A 16,732-nucleotide genomic window follows, 5' to 3' on the forward strand; every position below is an offset into this window, starting at 1 on the left:
CGGGGGCTACGGTCGGGGGATGAAGCGGCTATCGAGTGTTGATGCGGCGTTCTGGTCGGCCGAGACCGCGGGCTGGCACATGCACGTGGGCGCACTGGCGATCTGCGATCCGAGCGACGCGCCCGACTACAGCTTTCAGCGCGTCCGGGAACTGATCGAGGAGCGGCTTCCCGAACTGCCGCAGCTGCGGTGGCGGGTCACCGGGGCGCCGCTCGGGCTGGACCGGCCCTGGTTCGTCGAGGACGAAGAACTGGACATCGACTTCCACATCCGCCGCATCGGGGTGCCCGCGCCGGGCGGGCGGCGCGAACTCGAGGAGCTCGTCGGGCGGCTGATGTCCTACAAGCTGGACCGCTCCCGGCCGCTCTGGGAGATGTGGGTCATCGAGGGTGTCGAGGGGGGCCGGATCGCCTCGTTGACGAAGATGCATCACGCCATCGTCGACGGCGTCTCCGGCGCCGGGCTGGCCGAAATCCTGTTCGACGTCGACCCGCAACCCCGCCCGCCCTCGACCGAGGAGGCGGTCGGATCGCTCGCCGGCCTCCAATTGCCGGGCCTGGAGCGGCGCGCGATCGGGGCGCTCATCAACATCGGCATCAAGACACCGTTTCGCGTCGCGCGGCTCGTCGAGCAGACGCTGCGCCAGCAGATCGCCACGCTCGGGATCCGCAGCAGGCCGCCGGGCTACTTCGAGGCGCCGGTCACCCGATTCAACGCGCCGGTGTCGCCGCACCGCCGCGTCTGCGGTTGCCGGGTGGAGCTGGCGCGCGTGAAGGCGGTCAAGGACCACTTCGGGGTCAAGCTCAACGACGTCGTGCTCGCCCTGGTGGCCGGTGCCGCGCGCGAATACCTGGACAGGCGAGGCGAATTGCCGAGCAAGCCGCTCATCGCGCAGATACCCGTCTCGACCCGGACCGACGACAGCCAGAGCGACGTCGGCAACAACGTCAGCTCCATGACGGTGACCCTGGCGACCCACATCGACGACGCGGCCGAGCGGCTGCGCGCCATCCACGACAGCACGAAGAGCGCCAAGGAGATGGCCAAGGCGTTGTCGGCGCATCAGATCATGGGGCTCACGGAGACAACGCCGCCGGGGCTGCTGCAGTTGGCGGCCCGCGCGTACACGGCCAGCGGGTTGTCGCGAAACCTGGCCCCCATCAACCTGGTGGTGTCCAACGTGCCCGGCCCGCCGTTTCCGCTGTACATGGCCGGCGCCAAGCTCGAGTCCCTGGTGCCGCTCGGCCCCCCGGTCATGGACGTCGCGCTGAACATCACCTGCTTCTCCTATCAGGACTCCCTGGACTTCGGGTTCGTCACCACCCCCGAGGTGGCCAACGACATCGACGACATGGCTGACGGCATCGAGCCCGCGCTCACCGAACTGGAGAAGGCGGTCGCGCGGGGCTGAGCCAGGGACCGCTCGCATTCGCGGTCGCGAAATGGGGACCCTGCGCCCCAGTGCCGACGGCGGCCGGCGGCACGCTGGTCTGACTCGCCGGTAAGTGCCCCGTCGTGCACTGAGTGGGCTGATGAATCTTATTGGGGCTGCGCCACTTTGGGTCGCAGATTGTCTTTCACCTCGGTCTGCCATTGCTTGTTCGCCGTGGTGGTGTCGACCTCATACTCGAAGCGGTCGGTCATCTGTGGCGTGACGTCGGCGGCGTCCAGATAGAACTGTTGATACCAGCGACGCAGCTGATACACCGGGCCATCCTCTTCCACCAGCAGCGGGTTCTCGATTCGGGTCTTGCTCTTCCAGATCTCGACGTCCTGCAGGAACCCCATGCTGACGCCCTCGGTGAACGCTTTGGACAGGTTCTCGGTGGCGGCCTCGTCCATGCCCTCGGGCTTTTTCACGATGATGCCCCACTGGAGCATGAAGGAGTTCTGCGTGACGGGATAGTGACAGTTGACGAGGATCGATTCGACTTTGTACCCGCCGTAGCTGTTGTGCAGCCAGTTGATCATGAATGAAGGGCCGAAATAGGAGGCCTCGGAATCCAGGGTTTGTTCACCGGTGTAGTGCGAACCGCCGAGCAGCACGTCGGGCCGGCCGACGGTGCGCAGGTACTGGGACGCGATATGGCCCTCGAAGACGTTCTTGAAGTAGGTCGGGAAGCCGTAGTGGATGTAGAAGAAGTGCGCCATGTCGACGATGTTGTCGATGATCTCGCGACAGTTGGAACCCTCGATCAGCTGGCTGCGCCAGCGCCATTCGGTCCAGGCGTCGCTCGCCGCCTCGGGGATGTCGGGGATCTGTAACTCCGGTGCCGGCGGTTTGCCCTCGTGGTCGTGCCAGACGAACAACAGACCGTTGTGCACCTCGACGGGCCACGAGCGGGTGCGTGCCATTCGGGGTGTGCGCCTGGCGTACGGCACCTGTTTGCACCTGCCGTCGCCGCCCCATCGCCAGTCGTGAAACGGGCAGGCAACGGTATCGCCCTTGACCACGCCCTGCGACAGGTCCCCGCCCATGTGCCTGCAGTACGCGTCGAGCACGTGCAGGTTGCCTTCGGTGTCGGCGAAGACGACGAGCTTGGTGCCGAAGACGTTGACCGGATGCGGCTCGCCGTCGAGGAAATCCTTGACGACGCCCAGGCAGTGCCAGCCGCGGGCATACCGGGTAGGCAGCGTTCCGACGTCGATCTCGCGGACGCCGATCCCAGCGGTATCGATGGTCACTTCGCGCCTCCAGTCGCTCACCGGGTCGAACTAGAACACGTTATAGTTTTGCGCTTATGGCGCGGGCATACATGCAGGCTAAGGCCACTACTTTTGTGACTTATGGCCCTAGTTAATGCGCTTAATGCAGGTCAGCTCAGCTCAGCCGGAGTCATCGTCTCCTTCGCCGTGTACGAACCTTTCCGGGTGGTGGTAGCTGTTGGTTCTGGGTTGTCCGTGGTCGAGGTGTGGTGGCGGTAGCCATTCGGTTTGGCCGTTGTGTGAGCCCAGTTCCCCGGAGGCAAGCAGGCCGCGCAACCCGGCGAGGAACGCGTCGTGGTTGCGCTGGGCCGCGGATCGGGTGTCGCGCCGCACGGCGTCCTCGTCGGGTGTCGCGTCGACCACCGGGGTTTCGTCGTCGGGGTTGCACGCCCCGGGCGCAGCGAGCCTGGCCAGTACGGCCTCGATGGCGGCCCGCAACTCCGGGGTGACCAGGCCGCTGATGGGTGACATGCCGTCGAAGTCCTGTTTGCCCAGCGTCATTCCGCGTTTGCGGACCCGCTCGGCGTCGCCGAATTGGCCGTCGGGGTGCAGCCAATCCATGATCCGCCGGGCGTACTTGGCCAGCTCGTCGGGTCGGTATCCGGCGGCCTTGCCGGCCAGATCGGCTTCGGCGGCCTGCCGGGTACGTGCCCATCGCCGACGAGTCCCTCGCGTTGCCCGGCGGCGGTCGCGCTCAGCCGCGGCGCCAACGGCTCGCCGGTCAACGCCCGGCGCTCCCCGAGATCCTGGGCTTCCTCGATGCGCCGCCCGGCCTCCGCCTTGGTGATGCGCAGCCGGTCGGCCAGCCCCGAGCGCCACGAGCCGCCCTGCTCCTCGGCGCTGGCCTGCGCCCCGGGCTGATTGATCAACGCGTGCTGGGGCGCGCGCAGCCGGCGGGCCACGCGTTCCAGGCGCTCCAGAGCGCGCAACCGCTCCGGGGTGGTGAGCACGTCGAAAGACAGCTCGCACAGGCGGTTTACGTCGTCATCGAGCGCGTCGAAGACCTCGACGACGTCCTCACGGCTATTCGCGCCCATGCCTCGGAATCTACGAACACCCCCGACAAAAACAGCCGGAATTTGACCATTGAAGTACAAGTGACACATGGATTACGGAGATCCGACGGCCGCAGCGCCGCCGTCATGCATCCGAGATGCCAGCAGACCCCCGACGCCGGGTATCAGCGCGACGCACCAGATCCGATGTTTGCCACACACAGGCCCTAGTCGCGCGCGGGCGGGTTCGTCGCGTACACCCACGACAGGAAGCGCGCGACGGCCTCCGCCGACCGATGCGCCCGCGGGGAACTGAAGATGTCGAAAGCGTGTTGCGCATTGGGCAATTCGGCGTAGGCGACGGGGGACTTCGACACTGCGCGCAGTTCGTCGACGAACTCTTGGGCCTCGCCGACCGGGATCAGCGAGTCGTCGCGGCCGTGCAGCACGAAGAAGGGCGGCGCGTCGGCGTGCAGCTGGCGGATCGGCGAGGCGTCGATGTAGACGTGCCGGTGGGTGGCGTATTTCCTTTTCACGACGAGTCTTTCGAGCAGGCCGATGAATTCCGGGCGGCCCTCGCCGCGCGTGGAGAACCAGTCGTAACGCCCGTAAACCGGGACCGCGGCGACCACGGAGGTGTCGGCATCCTCGAAGCCCGGCTGGAACTTGGGGTCGCCCGGGGTCAGGGCCGCCAGCGCGGACAGGTGACCGCCGGCCGAGCCGCCGGTGATCGCGACGAATTCGGGATCACCGCCGTAGCGGGAGATGTTCTCCTTCACCCAGGCCAGCGCCCGCTTGACGTCGACGATGTGGTCGGGCCAGGTGTGCACGGGGGAGACGCGGTAGCCGATCGACACGCACACCCAGCCGCGGGCGGCCAGGTGGCTCATCAGCGGATAGGCCTGCGGGCGGCGCATCCCGATCATCCAGGCGCCGCCGGGCACCTGCAGCAGCACCGGGGCCTTGGCGTCGCGCGGCAGGTCGCGGCGGCGCCAGATGTCGGCGAGGTTGGCGCGGCCGTGCGGCCCGTAGGACACGACGTTGGTTTTCTCGACGTAGCGGCGGCGCGCCACGGTGTTGCTCAGCGGCAGGCTGCGCCGCCCGCTGCGGGTCGGTTGCGTGGGCAGGTCGGCGATCTCGTTCGCGTAGTCCGGGCCCAGCTGCTCGCGCAGCCCCGCTTCCAGCACGGGCCCCGGCGTGGTGACGCCGCGGTAGCGGATCAGCCCGAGGATCGCCCACGACGCCACGGTCATGCCCAGCGCGGCCTTGCCCCGCCGCCCGGCGAAGTGCCCCCGCCGCGCGCGCCGCAGCGCGTCCAGCAGCGAGACGGAGAAGTAGACCCCCGGCACCTCCGACGTCGGCCAACCGAACCAGAACACCAGGACGGTGGTGTAGCCCTTCCGCGCCAGCGGTCGTAACCCGTTGGCGGCGTTGGCGAGTTCGACCGCGGCGCGGAGCAGTGGCCTCGGGGTCACGAGCCGCTCACATTGGCCTGCAGCTCGTTGCGCAGGATCTTGCCGGTGCTGCCGCGGGGGAGTTCGTCGAGGATGGCGATCTCGCGCGGCACCTTGTAGTTGGCCAGGTTCTCGCGCACGTGTTGTTTGAGGGAGTCGACGGTCGCCGAAGCGCCCGGGCTCAACACCACGAACGCCGCCAGCCGCTGGCCGTACTGCTCGTCGTCCACGCCGATCACCGCGGCCTCCGCCACGTCGGGGTGCGCGGCCAGGGTCTTCTCCACCTCGATGGGGTAGACGTTCTCGCCGCCGGAGACGATCATCTCGTCGTCGCGGCCGACGACGAACAAGCGGCCGTCTTCGTCGAGGTAACCGACGTCGCCCGACGACATGAAGCCGGCGTGGAAGTCTTTGGTGGCGCCCGAGGTGTAGCCGTCGAACTGGGTGTCGTTGCGCACGTAGATGGTGCCGACCTCGCCGGTCGGCAACTCGTGAAAGTCCTTGTCCAGGATGCGGATCTCGGTTCCGCCGGCCGGCCGGCCCGCGGTGTCGGGCGCGGCACGCAGGTCCTCCGGGGTGGCGGTGGCGATCATGCCCGCCTCGGTGGCGTTGTAGTTGTTGTAGATGACGTCGCCGAACTCGTCCATGAACTTGATGACGACATCGGGACGCATCCGTGACCCGGAGGCGGCGGCGAACCGCAATGACTTGCAGCTGTACCGCTTTCGGACCTCGTCGGGCAGTTCCATGATGCGGTCGAACATCACCGGGACGACGGCGAGGCCCGTCGCCCGGTGCCGGTCGACGAGGTCCAGGGTCGCCTCCGGGTCGAACTTGCGCCGGGTGATCACCGTGCAGGCCATGGACGCGGCGAAGATCAGCTGCGAAAAGCCCCAGGCGTGGAACATCGGGGCCACGATCACGACGGGCTCCTCGGTGCGCCACGGCGTGCGGTCCAGGATCGCCTTGAGCGTGCCCACCCCGGCATTGCCGCCAGACTGGTTGGCCCCCTTGGGGCTTCCTGTCGTACCGGAGGTGAGCAGGATCATCTTGCCCTTGCGGCCGGCGCGTTCCGGCCGTTGCCCGAGGTGCTCCTTGATGAGCCGCTCCACCGTCACTTCGTGCTGATCGTTGGCCCAGGCCACGATGCGGGTGGCGTCGGGCTTGTCGGCGAGTGCGCGCTCCACCGTCTCGGTGAACTCCTCGTCGTAGATGACCGTGTCCACGCCCTCGCGATTCACCACGTCGGCCAGCGCCGGCCCGGCGAACGACGTGTTGAGCAGGACGACGTCGGAACCGATCCGGTTGGCGGCCACCACCGCCTCCACGAAACCGCGGTGGTTGCGGCACATGACGCCGACCGCGTTCGGTTGGCCCGCAGGCGATTTCTGCAGCGCGGCGGCCAGCGCGTCGATGCGCTCGTCCAGCTCGCGCCAGGTGAGCGTGCCGAGTTCGTCGACCAGGGCCGGCCGGTCGGGGCAGCGCTGCGCCGCGCTGGCGAAGCCGACGGTCATGCCCAGCCCCTCGCGGCGCATGGCCGCGGCGATCTTGAGATAGCGGTCGGGCCGCATCGGCGCCAGCACGCCCGCGCGCCTCAAGGTGGTGATGAGCCCGACGGCCTCACTGATACGGGATGCCATGTGTCAGCCCAGGATCGGGAAGCGGCGCTTGGCGGCCAGCTCGTTGAGGGCCTGCTGCATCACCGACCGCACATGCGCGTCGACCTCGTCGACGTCCGGTTCGTCACCGAAGCGCGCGATGTCGATCGGTTCCAGCACCTGCGTCACGATCTTGGTGGGCAACGGCACGTTGGGCGGGATCACGGCGCTGAAGCCGAAGGGGAAGCCGAACGAGAGCGGCAGGATCGCGCTGCGCAGCAGGCGCTTCACCCCGAGCCGCTCGGCGAGCCAGGTGCCGCGGGACAGGTAGAGCTGGGTCTCCTGCCCGCCGATCGACACCGCGGGCACGATCGGCACGCCGGCCTCGATCGCGGTCTTGACGTATCCCTTGCGGCCATTGAAGTCGATGACGTTCTCGGCGAGGGTGGGCCGATAGGCGTCGTAGTCGCCGCCGGGAAAGACGATGACCACGCCGCCGGACCGGAGCGCCCGGGCCGCGTTCTCCCGGTTGGCGCGGATGTACCCAGTGCGCCGGAAGAGCTGCGCGGTGGGGCCCGTCATCAGGATGTCGTGACTCAGCGTGTACACCGGCCGGCCGTAGCCGAACTTCTCGTAGAAGTGGGCGCTGAAGATCGGCACGTCCATCGGGAACATGCCGCCCGAATGGTTGCCGACGACCAGCGCCCCCCCGGGCGGAAACGATTCCAGCCCACGCACCTCCGAACGGAAGTAGGTCTTCAAGACCGGGCGCATCACGGCCATCAGGCGTTGGGTCAGGCCGGGGTCGAATTTGTCGATGTCTCCGGTGTCTGGCGTGTCGCTCACGGTCCTCCCCTTGAGGCTCCGGCGCCGCCGCATTGCCGCGCCGAGTCACTCGATGTTAGCCAGCAACACCGTCGCCGAGACGGTTGACCCCGTCTCGGCGAACCATATGGTGCCGGTCCGGCCCGAGCGTTATTGTTACCAAGCCCGACGCGCGGCTGGAGTGAGGAGAACCGATGGAACTCGCAGGTTTGACTCACGAGCACAGCGCCCGATCGGGTGTCGCACGCAGGGCCAATGCCGGTTGCGAGCGGCCCGCGCTCGGGCCCCACCCCGTCATCGTCCGCCCGGAGCCCGGCCACACCGCGTCTCCCGCGGACTTGTCATCGGACGATGCCGCCGCGGCCGACGCGGCCGATCGTTTGCAGGCCGACTATTTCCTGCGGCTGCTCGCCCAGAATCGCCGCCTCATCGACCACCGGATCGACGAATACCGCAAGGCGATCGCCGCGGCCGACATCAAGGGCGACGCCGAGGGCGCCCGCACGTTCCGCCGCCTGGCGCTGGGCGAGGAGCGGGACCGGCAGACCGTCGACGGCCTGATCGACCGGCTGCGCCGGCGATTTCCCCGCGGGGACGGCGGCCCGCTCGCGCGCCGGGCGGTGTCCGCGGTTCGGTGACCGTCCCGGGCCGCCGCCGTTGCGGTGCGGCTAAGTTGGACTGGCGAACTGGTTTCTCACTGGAGCGAGGCCACCATGGGATTCATGTCACCGGAGCTACCGGACGTCGACCCTGACACCTGGCCCACCCTGCCGCGGGCCACGCGGCTGCGGGTGGTGACGCGGCACTGGGCCGAGCACGGCTTCGGGACACCGTATGCGGTGTACCTCCTCTATCTGCTCAAGATCGGCCTCTATGTCGCGGTGCCCGCGGCGATCATCTCGCTGACCCCCGGCCTCGGCGGGCTGGCCCACATCGCCGACTGGTGGACGCAGCCGATCGTGTACCAGAAGGTCATCGTCTTCACGCTGCTGTTCGAGGTCCTCGGGTTGGGCTGCGGCTCCGGACCCCTGACGGGGCGGTTCATGCCCCCGATCGGCGGCGTCCTGTACTGGTTGCGGCCCAACACGATTCGGCTGCCCGCCTGGCCCGGGAAGGTTCCGTTCACCGCCGGGGACACCCGCACCGTTGTGGACGTCGCGCTGTACGCGATCGTGCTGGCCGGCGGGGTGTGGGCGCTGCTGTCGCCTGGTCGGGGCGGGCCCGTCACGGCGGCGGGGGACGTCGGCCTGATCGACCCCGTCCGGGTCATCCCGACGATCGTCGCCCTCGCGCTGCTGGGCCTGCGCGACAAGACGATCTTCCTGGCCGCGCGCGGCGAACACTACTGGTTGAAGCTGTTCGTGTTCTTCTTCCCGTTCACCGACCAGATCGCGGCCTACAAGATCATCATGTTGTGCCTGTGGTGGGGGGCGGCGACGTCCAAGCTCAACCACCACTTCCCGTACGTCGTCGCGGTGATGACGAGCAACAACGCGCTGCTGCGACCCCGGCTGTTCAACCCGATCAAGCGCATGCTCTACCGGGACCACGTCAACGACCTGCGCCCCTCCTGGTTGCCGAAGCTGATGGCGCACGTCGGCGGCACCACCGCCGAATTCGTGGTGCCGACGGTGCTGGTCTTCTTCGCCGGCGATCACCCGTGGCGGTGGTTCCTCATCGCGTTCATGGTGGTCTTCCACCTCAACATCATTTCCAACCTGCCGATGGGTGTCCCATTGGAGTGGAACGTCTTCTTCATCTTCTCGCTGTTCTATCTGTTCGGGCACTACGGCTCGATCCGCGCGACGGACCTGCACTCGCCCCTGCTGCTCGCGCTGGTGATCGTCGCGGTCGCCATTGTCATCGCGGGAAACATGTTCCCCGAGAAGATTTCGTTTCTTCCCGCCATGCGCTACTACGCCGGCAACTGGGCCACCAGCGTGTGGTGCTTCCGCGCGGGGGCCGAAGAGAAGATCGACGCCGACGTCGTCAAGAGCTCCGCGCTGGTCGTCAACCAGCTGGCCCGGCTCTACGACCCGCAGACCGCGGAGATCATGGCCGACAAGACGGCCGCGTTCCGCGCGATGCACGCGCACGGCCGGGCGCTCAACGCCCTGCTGCCCCGCGCGGTCGACGACGAGGCGGACTACAAGATCCGGGAGGGCGAGATCGTCGCCGGGCCCCTGGTCGGCTGGAACTTCGGTGAGGGCCATCTGCACAATGAGCAACTCCTCGAAGCGGTGCAACGGCGGTGCCACTTCGAGGACGGCGACGTCCGCGTCATCGTCCTCGAGGGCCAGCCGATCCACATCCAGCGCCAGTGGTACCGCATCCTCGACGCCGAGGCCGGCGTCATCGAGAGGGGATACATCGACGTCAAGGACATGCTGACCCGGCAACCGTGGCCCGAACCGGGCGACGAGTTACCGGTCCACGCCACGGCCACCGGCGACGCGCACCCGCGATCGCCGCGGGCGCAACGTAGCCCGCGTTGACTACCGCGGTCGTCGTCGGCGCCGGGCCCAACGGCCTGGCCGCGGCCATTCACCTCGCCCGGCAGGGCGTCGACGTCCAGGTGCTCGAGGCGCGCGACACGATCGGCGGGGGAGCGCGCTCGGGCGAGCTCACCGTCCCCGGCGTCATCCACGACCACTGCTCGGCGGCGCACCCGATGGGCGTGGGTTCGCCGTTCTGGAAGGAGATCGACCTCCAGCGCTACGGGCTGGTGTGGAAGTGGCCCGAGATCGACTGTGCGCACCCGCTCGACGATGGGTCCGCCGGCGTGCTGTATCGGTCCGTGGAGGAGACCGCGGCCCGGATGGGGCCGGACGGCGCGCGGTGGCGGGCCGCCGTGGGGGACCTGGCGGCGGGATTCGACGCTCTGGCCGAAGACCTGCTTCGGCCGGTCCTGCACGTTCCGCGGCACCCGATCCGGCTCGCCGCGTTGGGGCCGCGGGCGGTGCTGCCGGCCACCGTGATGGCCCGCTGGTTTCGCACCGAGCAGGCGCGCGCGGTGTTCGGAGGCGCTGCGGCGCATATCTTCACGAGGTTGGACCGGCCGCTGACGGCGTCGCTCGGCCTGATGTTCCTGGGTGGCGGGCACCGCTACGGGTGGGCCGTCGCCGAGGGGGGATCGGGATCAATCACCGGTGCCCTCGGCAAGGCCCTCGAGGAACACGGCGGCACGGTGACCACGGGAGTCACCGTCACCGGGCGCAAGGACATCCCCGACGCCGACCTCGTCATGCTCGATCTCAGTCCCGCCGCGGCGCTGCGGATCTACGGCGACGCGATGCCCGCCCTCATCAAGCGGTCCTACCGCCGCTACCGCGAAGGGTCGTCGGCCTTCAAGGTCGACTTCGCCATCGAGGGCCATATTCCCTGGACGAACCCGGACTGCGGCCGTGCCGGCACCGTGCACCTCGGCGGCAGGTTCGCCGAGGTCGCCGGTACGGAACGTCAACGGGCCCAAGGCAAGATGGCCGAGCGGCCGTTCGTGCTCGTCGGGCAGCAGTACCTGGCCGACCCGTCGCGCTCGGCGGGGAACATCAACCCGATCTGGGCGTACGCGCACGTGCCGTTCGGCTACACCGGAGATGCCACCGTCGCCGTCGTGGACCAGATCGAGCGGTTTGCGCCGGGTTTCCGCGACCGCGTGGTGGCGACCGTCAGCAGGGGCACCGCCGACCTGGAGGCGTACAACCCCAACTTCATCGGCGGGGACATCATCGGCGGCGCCAACGACCGGTTGCAGGTCCTCTTCCGCCCCCGGATCGCCGTCAACCCGTACACGCTCGGCGTGCCGGGTGTCTATCTGTGTTCGCAGTCCGCACCGCCCGGCGCGGGCATTCACGGGTTGTGTGGCTACTACGCCGCCGAGTCCGCGTTACGGTGGCTGCGCAAGCGCGGCGACCGCTGACGTCACCGTACCGCCGGTCCAAACGGCCGTGGCCGAACCGTGACGCACCCTTGACCGAATTGCTAACGCGCCCTTTGAGTTCCGCAGGTCACGCCCCCATACCATCACTATTGCAACGATGTCAGTTAACGACGTCAGTAAACAGGAATTGGGGCCATGCGTGCGGTTGTGCGGTGTCTTCTTGCGGTGAGCGTGATCGGTGCCAGCGTGGTGGCAAAGCCGGCCGGGGTGAACCTGGCGGCGGCGAACCAGTCGTATGGGTCGGCGATCTCGTCGGTGCTACCGGCGTCGGGCGCGGTCGTGGGTGTGGCGCACCCCGTGGTCGTGAAGTTCGGGGAGCCCATGGCCAATGCGGCCAGCCGGCACGCCGCCGAACGCGCCCTTGACGTCCGATCGGTGCCCGCGATGACGGGCAAGTTCGAATGGCTCGCCAACGACGTGGTGCAGTGGGTTCCCGACCGGTTCTGGCCCGCGCACGGGACGGTAGCCCTTTCGGTGGGTGGCCTGGCCACCAGCTTCGAGACGGGCCCGGCCGTGGTGGGCGTGGCCAGCATCTCGGAGCACACGTTCCGGGTGAGCGTGGACGGGGTCGACGCGGGGCCGCCGCCTTCACTCCCGGCGCCGCACCACCGCCCGCACTGGGGAGAAGAGGGCGTGCTGCCCGCCTCGATGGGTAGGCCCGAATACCCGACGCCGGTCGGCTCTTACACGGTGCTGTCCAAGGAACGCACGATAATCATGGACTCGAGCAGCGTCGGGATCCCCGTCGATGATCCCGACGGCTACCGGATCCCGGTGGATTACGCCGTACGGATCACCGGCCACGGCCTTTTCGTTCATTCGGCCCCGTGGGCCATCAATTCGCTCGGGCTGGAGAACGTCAGCCACGGCTGCATCAGCCTCAGCCCCGCCGACGCGGAGTGGTACTTCAACACGGTCAACATCGGCGACCCCGTGATCGTGGAGGAATAGCCCACGAATAGCCGGGCCTACGACGAAACGGATACGAAAAGGACCCGCTGGGATTTGCCCAGCGGGTCCGATTCGTTCGGAAGCGGATCGGTCCGTCAGTGACCGGGCCCGGCGGGCAACGGCTGACCGGGAACGGGGCCGCCCGCGGGCGGCGGACCGGTCGGCGCGTCCTTGGCCGTGCCGGCCATGTCGATGATCGGGGCGCCGGCCGGCACGCCGTCCAGGGGGCCGCCTGCCAGCGCGACCAGGGGGGCGCCGGCCGGCACGATCGGGAGTGGGGGCGCGGCCAGTGGCACCGGCACGGGCGGTATGGGCGGCCCGAGCGGAATCAGGGGGACACCCGCCGGGACCACGGGGATCGGGCCGGGAACGGCGAGGGGAACACCGGCCATGTCGGTGACCGGAGCGCCGGCCGTGCACACCGGCGCGGCCGCTCCCGCAGCGCCGGCAGCCGCTGCTCCGCCGGCCAACCCGGGTCCGCCGGCCACCGGCGCCGCGATGTCGCCCGCCTGCCCTTGCATGCACGCGTAACCGCCGGTTTTCAGCGGGGCGGCGGCCGCGTCGGGGCTCAACGCCACAGCAGCGGCCCCGCACAATCCGGCGATGGCACCTACTTTGATGTTCAACCGATCAAAGACGGTCATGAACGTCGACTCCTTCAGCACTTTCGTATGTGGGCGATCAATCGGTGCAGCAGTTTCCGCACAGCCGTACCGCGCTTCGTGTCGAATGTAGGGCCGGTTCCCGCTATTGGACGCGCGACAGTTGGGGCACTTATGCAACCGATACAAAGGAGTCACGCTCCGGTGACCCGGGGCGCCGTGGCCGGGCCCGGAACCAGCGGAGCAGTGGTGCCGGTCACTGATCTAGGCTGAAAGCAAGCGCTTATCAGCTAACAATGGAAGACAGGGAGAGCAAAGTGACGGTCCGGGTAGGCATCAACGGCTTCGGTCGAATCGGCCGCAACTTTTACCGGGCCCTGTTGGCTCAACAGGAGGAGGGTCCCGGCAGTGCCGGGGCCGACGTCGAGGTGGTCGCGGTCAACGACATCACCGACAACCACACGCTGGCGCATCTGCTGAAATTCGACTCGATCCTGGGCCGGCTGCCCTTCGACGTGAGCCTCGACGGCGAGGACACCATCGTGGTCGGCGACCGCAGGATCAAGGCGCTGGAGGTCCGGGAGGGCCCGGCGGCGATGCCATGGAGCGACCTCGGCGTCGACGTGGTGGTGGAGTCCACGGGTCTGTTCACCAACGCCGCGAAGGCCAAGGGGCACCTGGACGCCGGGGCCAAGAAGGTCATCATCTCCGCGCCGGCCACCGACCCGGACATCACCATCGTGCTGGGCGTCAACGAGGACAAGTACGACGGCAGCCAGAACATCATCTCCAACGCGTCGTGCACGACGAACTGCCTTGCGCCGCTGGCGAAGGTGCTGCACGACGAGTTCGGCATCGTGCGGGGCCTGATGACCACGATCCACGCCTACACCCAGGACCAGAACCTGCAGGACGGGCCGCATAAGGACCTCCGGCGCGCGCGGGCGGCGGCGCTGAACATCGTTCCGACCTCTACCGGCGCGGCCAAGGCGATCGGGCTGGTGATGCCCGAGTTGAAGGGCAAGCTCGACGGGTATGCGCTGCGGGTGCCGATCCCGACGGGCTCGGTGACCGACCTCACCGCCGAATTGTCCAAGGCCGCCGGGGTCGACGAGATCAACGCGGCGTTCAAGGCCGCCGCCGAGGGTCGACTCAAGGGCATCCTCAAGTACTACGACGCGCCGATCGTCTCCAGCGACATCGTCACCGACCCGCACAGCTCGATCTTCGATTCCGGCCTGACCAAGGTGATCGACAACCAGACCAAGGTCGTCTCCTGGTACGACAACGAGTGGGGCTACTCCAACCGCCTCATCGACCTGGTCGCGCTGGTCGGCAAGTCGCTGTAGAGCCGTGTCGATCCACACTCTCGACGACCTTCTGGCCGAAGGCGTTTCGGGTCGCGGCGTGCTGGTGCGCTCGGACCTCAACGTGCCGCTCGACGACGGGAAGATCACCGACCCCGGGCGCATCACCGCCTCGGTGCCGACGCTGAAGGCGCTGCTCGACGCTGGCGCCAAGGTGGTGGTCACGGCGCACCTGGGCCGGCCGAAGAACGGGCCCGACCCGAGGCTGTCGCTGGCCCCGGTCGCCGCCGCGCTCGGCGAGCGGCTCGGCCAACATGTCCAGTTGGCCGGTGACGTCGTCGGGACCGACGCCCTGGCCCGCGCCGAGGGGCTCACCGACGGCGACATCCTGCTGCTGGAGAACATCCGCTTCGACGCGCGCGAGACCAGCAAGGACGACGGCGAGCGCCTGGCGCTGGCCCGCCAGCTCGCCGAACTGGTCTCGCCCGGCGGCGCTTTCGTCTCCGACGGCTTCGGGGTGGTGCATCGCAAGCAGGCCTCGGTGTATGACGTGGCCACCCTGCTGCCGCACTACGCCGGGAAATTGGTCGGCGCCGAGGTGCGGGTGCTCCAGCAGTTGACCAGTTCGACGGAGCGGCCGTACGCGGTGGTCCTGGGTGGCTCGAAGGTGTCCGACAAGCTGGGTGTCATCGAGCAGCTGGCGACCAAGGCCGACAGCATCGTCATCGGTGGCGGCATGTGCTTCACATTCCTTGCCGCGCAAGGCTTATCGGTCGGCAAGTCGCTGCTGGAAACCGAGATGATCGACACCTGCCGCCGGCTGCTGGACACCTATCACGACGTCCTGCGCCTCCCGGTGGACATCGTGGTGGCCCAGGAGTTCGCCGCCGACTCCCCGCCGGAGATCGTCGCCGCCGACGCCATCCCGGAGGACCGGATGGGCCTCGACATCGGCCCGGGATCGGTCAAGCGGTTCGCCGCGCTGCTGGCCAACGCCAAGACCATCTTCTGGAACGGCCCCATGGGCGTGTTCGAATTCCCGGCGTTCGCCACCGGCACCAAGGGCGTCGCCGAGGCGGTCGCCGCGGCCACCGGCAAGGGTGCCTTCAGCGTGGTAGGCGGCGGCGACTCCGCGGCCGCGGTGCGCGCCCTCGGCATCCCCGAGGGTGACTTCTCGCACATCTCCACCGGCGGGGGGGCGTCGCTCGAATACCTCGAGGGCAAGACGCTGCCCGGCATCGAGGTCCTCGGTGAGCCCCAGCCAGACGGAGGGAACGCGTGAGCCGCAAGCCACTGATCGCCGGCAACTGGAAGATGAACCTCAATCACTTCGAGGCGATCGCGCTGGTGCAGAAGATCGCGTTCGCGCTGCCGGACAAGTACTACGACAAGGTCGACGTCACGGTGCTGCCGCCGTTCACCGACCTGCGCAGCGTGCAGACCCTGGTCGACGGCGACAAGCTGCGGCTGACCTACGGCGCCCAGGACCTGTCCCAGCACGACTCGGGCGCCTACACCGGTGACATCAGCGGGCTCTTCCTGGCCAAGCTGGGCTGCAGCTTCGTCGTGGTCGGCCACTCCGAGCGGCGCACCTATCACAACGAGGACGACGCGCTGGTGGCCGCCAAGGCCGCCGCCGCCCTCAAGCACGAACTGACCCCCATCGTCTGCATCGGCGAGCACCTGGACGTCCGCGAGGCGGGCGACCACGTCGCCCACTGCGAGGAGCAGCTGCGCGGCTCGCTGGCCGGCCTGTCGGGCGAGCAGATCGGCAAGGTCGTCATCGCCTACGAGCCCGTCTGGGCCATCGGCACCGGGCGGGTCGCCAGCGCGGCCGACGCCCAGGAGGTCTGCGCGGCCATCCGCAAGGGGCTGGGCGAGCTGGCCTCGCCGCAGGTCGCCGACAGCGTGCGGGTGCTCTACGGCGGCTCGGTCAACGCCAAGAACGTCGGGGAGATCGTCGCGCGCGACGACATCGACGGCGCTCTGGTCGGCGGAGCCTCCCTGGACGGGGAGCAGTTCGCGACCCTCGCGGCGATCGCGGCCGGCGGGCCGCTGCCGTGACGGCGCTATTGCACCGGTAGGCTCTCGCTCATGGAATTGGCCCTGCAGATCACCCTGGTGGTCACCAGCATCCTCGTGGTGCTGCTGGTGCTGCTGCACCGCGCCAAGGGCGGCGGCCTGTCGACCCTGTTCGGCGGCGGCGTCCAGTCCAGCCTGTCCGGGTCAACCGTGGTGGAGAAGAACCTCGACCGGCTCACGCTGTTCATCACCGGCATCTGGCTGGTATCCATCATCGGCGTAGCCCTGCTGATCAAGTACCGCTGACCGGCCAACGGGCGCGCCGGGCGCCG

At 68.5% G+C, this 16,732-nt stretch carries 14 protein-coding genes and 1 pseudogene; 9 read left to right on the top strand and 6 right to left on the bottom strand.

What is annotated here, in order from left to right; all coding sequences use genetic code 11:
- The first annotated feature begins 19 nt into the window (after positions 1-19).
- A complete protein-coding gene (locus G6N56_RS00935) occupies positions 20-1,411 on the top strand; it encodes a WS/DGAT/MGAT family O-acyltransferase (protein ID WP_085257037.1) in 1,392 nt (463 codons plus the stop codon).
- A gap of 128 nt (positions 1,412-1,539) precedes the next feature.
- Here the strand turns inward: G6N56_RS00935 and G6N56_RS00940 are convergent, their stop codons facing one another.
- The 5 genes and pseudogenes from G6N56_RS00940 to G6N56_RS00960 all read right to left on the bottom strand — a co-directional run bounded on the left by G6N56_RS00940 (position 1,540) and on the right by G6N56_RS00960 (position 7,632).
- Entirely contained in the window at positions 1,540-2,685 is a 1,146-nt protein-coding gene (locus G6N56_RS00940) for a 3-ketosteroid-9-alpha-monooxygenase, oxygenase component (RefSeq protein ID WP_085257038.1), read from the bottom strand.
- A gap of 252 nt (positions 2,686-2,937) precedes the next feature.
- A pseudogene (locus G6N56_RS28510) lies at positions 2,938-3,743 on the bottom strand (DUF222 domain-containing protein); the annotation flags it as partial.
- Between the two features lie 185 nt (positions 3,744-3,928).
- On the bottom strand, positions 3,929-5,176 hold the full coding sequence (locus tag G6N56_RS00950) for an alpha/beta hydrolase (RefSeq protein ID WP_085257039.1): 1,248 nt from the start codon (positions 5,174-5,176) through the stop codon (positions 3,929-3,931).
- Positions 5,173-6,795, bottom strand: a complete 1,623-nt coding sequence (gene fadD12 / locus G6N56_RS00955) for an acyl-CoA ligase FadD12 (RefSeq protein ID WP_085257040.1) — start codon at positions 6,793-6,795, stop codon at positions 5,173-5,175. Before fadD12 ends, G6N56_RS00950 begins: the two co-directional genes overlap by 4 nt.
- A gap of 3 nt (positions 6,796-6,798) precedes the next feature.
- On the bottom strand, positions 6,799-7,632 hold the full coding sequence (locus tag G6N56_RS00960) for a lysophospholipid acyltransferase family protein (protein WP_085257041.1): 834 nt from the start codon (positions 7,630-7,632) through the stop codon (positions 6,799-6,801).
- A 140-nt stretch (positions 7,633-7,772) separates the two neighbouring features.
- On the opposite strand from G6N56_RS00960, the gene G6N56_RS00965 reads away from it, so the two are divergent.
- The 4 genes from G6N56_RS00965 to G6N56_RS00980 all read left to right on the top strand — a co-directional run bounded on the left by G6N56_RS00965 (position 7,773) and on the right by G6N56_RS00980 (position 12,469).
- Entirely contained in the window at positions 7,773-8,216 is a 444-nt protein-coding gene (locus G6N56_RS00965) for a hypothetical protein (protein ID WP_085257042.1), read from the top strand.
- Between the two features lie 75 nt (positions 8,217-8,291).
- Positions 8,292-10,073: a DUF3556 domain-containing protein gene (locus G6N56_RS00970; protein ID WP_085257043.1), complete on the top strand. Its 1,782-nt coding sequence runs from the start codon at positions 8,292-8,294 to the stop codon at positions 10,071-10,073.
- Positions 10,070-11,497 carry a phytoene desaturase family protein gene (locus tag G6N56_RS00975; RefSeq protein ID WP_085257044.1) on the top strand — a complete coding sequence of 476 codons (1,428 nt, stop codon included), beginning with the start codon at positions 10,070-10,072 and terminating at the stop codon, positions 11,495-11,497. The genes G6N56_RS00970 and G6N56_RS00975 overlap by 4 nt, the downstream gene beginning before the upstream one ends.
- A gap of 156 nt (positions 11,498-11,653) precedes the next feature.
- Positions 11,654-12,469: a L,D-transpeptidase gene (locus tag G6N56_RS00980; RefSeq protein WP_085257045.1), complete on the top strand. Its 816-nt coding sequence runs from the start codon at positions 11,654-11,656 to the stop codon at positions 12,467-12,469.
- 95 nt (positions 12,470-12,564) lie between these two features.
- Here G6N56_RS00980 and G6N56_RS00985 read toward each other — a convergent pair whose 3' ends face one another.
- Positions 12,565-13,113 carry a hypothetical protein gene (locus G6N56_RS00985; protein WP_085257100.1) on the bottom strand — a complete coding sequence of 183 codons (549 nt, stop codon included), beginning with the start codon at positions 13,111-13,113 and terminating at the stop codon, positions 12,565-12,567.
- A 275-nt stretch (positions 13,114-13,388) separates the two neighbouring features.
- On the opposite strand from G6N56_RS00985, the gene gap reads away from it, so the two are divergent.
- From gap to secG, 4 genes are read left to right on the top strand one after another with little or no spacing between them, the layout of a single operon-like run.
- Positions 13,389-14,420 (top strand): type I glyceraldehyde-3-phosphate dehydrogenase, encoded by a 1,032-nt coding sequence (gene gap, locus G6N56_RS00990; protein WP_085257101.1) that lies wholly within the window; start codon positions 13,389-13,391, stop codon positions 14,418-14,420.
- A gap of 4 nt (positions 14,421-14,424) precedes the next feature.
- The gene (locus G6N56_RS00995; protein ID WP_085257046.1) at positions 14,425-15,660 is read left to right on the top strand and encodes a phosphoglycerate kinase; all 1,236 of its coding nucleotides are present in this window, start codon (positions 14,425-14,427) and stop codon (positions 15,658-15,660) included.
- The gene (tpiA, locus tag G6N56_RS01000; protein ID WP_085257047.1) at positions 15,657-16,442 is read left to right on the top strand and encodes a triose-phosphate isomerase; all 786 of its coding nucleotides are present in this window, start codon (positions 15,657-15,659) and stop codon (positions 16,440-16,442) included. Before G6N56_RS00995 ends, tpiA begins: the two co-directional genes overlap by 4 nt.
- A gap of 30 nt (positions 16,443-16,472) precedes the next feature.
- Complete coding sequence (gene secG, locus G6N56_RS01005) at positions 16,473-16,706, top strand: preprotein translocase subunit SecG (protein WP_047313827.1); 234 nt, start codon at positions 16,473-16,475, stop codon at positions 16,704-16,706.
- Positions 16,707-16,732: the final 26 nt, after the last annotated feature.

It is taken from the genome of Mycobacterium saskatchewanense (genome assembly GCF_010729105.1).
GTDB classification, from domain to species: Bacteria; Actinomycetota; Actinomycetes; order Mycobacteriales; family Mycobacteriaceae; genus Mycobacterium; species Mycobacterium saskatchewanense.

Coding starts and splice junctions, on each gene's coding strand:
- G6N56_RS00935 (WP_085257037.1), top strand. CDS start 20: ATGAAGCGGCTATCGAGTGTTGATGCGGCGTTCTGGTCGGCCGAGACC.
- fadD12 (WP_085257040.1), bottom strand. CDS start 6,795: ATGGCATCCCGTATCAGTGAGGCCGTCGGGCTCATCACCACCTTGAGG.
- G6N56_RS00960 (WP_085257041.1), bottom strand. CDS start 7,632: ATGCGGCGGCGCCGGAGCCTCAAGGGGAGGACCGTGAGCGACACGCCA.
- G6N56_RS00965 (WP_085257042.1), top strand. CDS start 7,773: ATGGAACTCGCAGGTTTGACTCACGAGCACAGCGCCCGATCGGGTGTC.
- G6N56_RS00970 (WP_085257043.1), top strand. CDS start 8,292: ATGGGATTCATGTCACCGGAGCTACCGGACGTCGACCCTGACACCTGG.
- G6N56_RS00980 (WP_085257045.1), top strand. CDS start 11,654: ATGCGTGCGGTTGTGCGGTGTCTTCTTGCGGTGAGCGTGATCGGTGCC.
- G6N56_RS00985 (WP_085257100.1), bottom strand. CDS start 13,113: ATGACCGTCTTTGATCGGTTGAACATCAAAGTAGGTGCCATCGCCGGA.
- secG (WP_047313827.1), top strand. CDS start 16,473: ATGGAATTGGCCCTGCAGATCACCCTGGTGGTCACCAGCATCCTCGTG.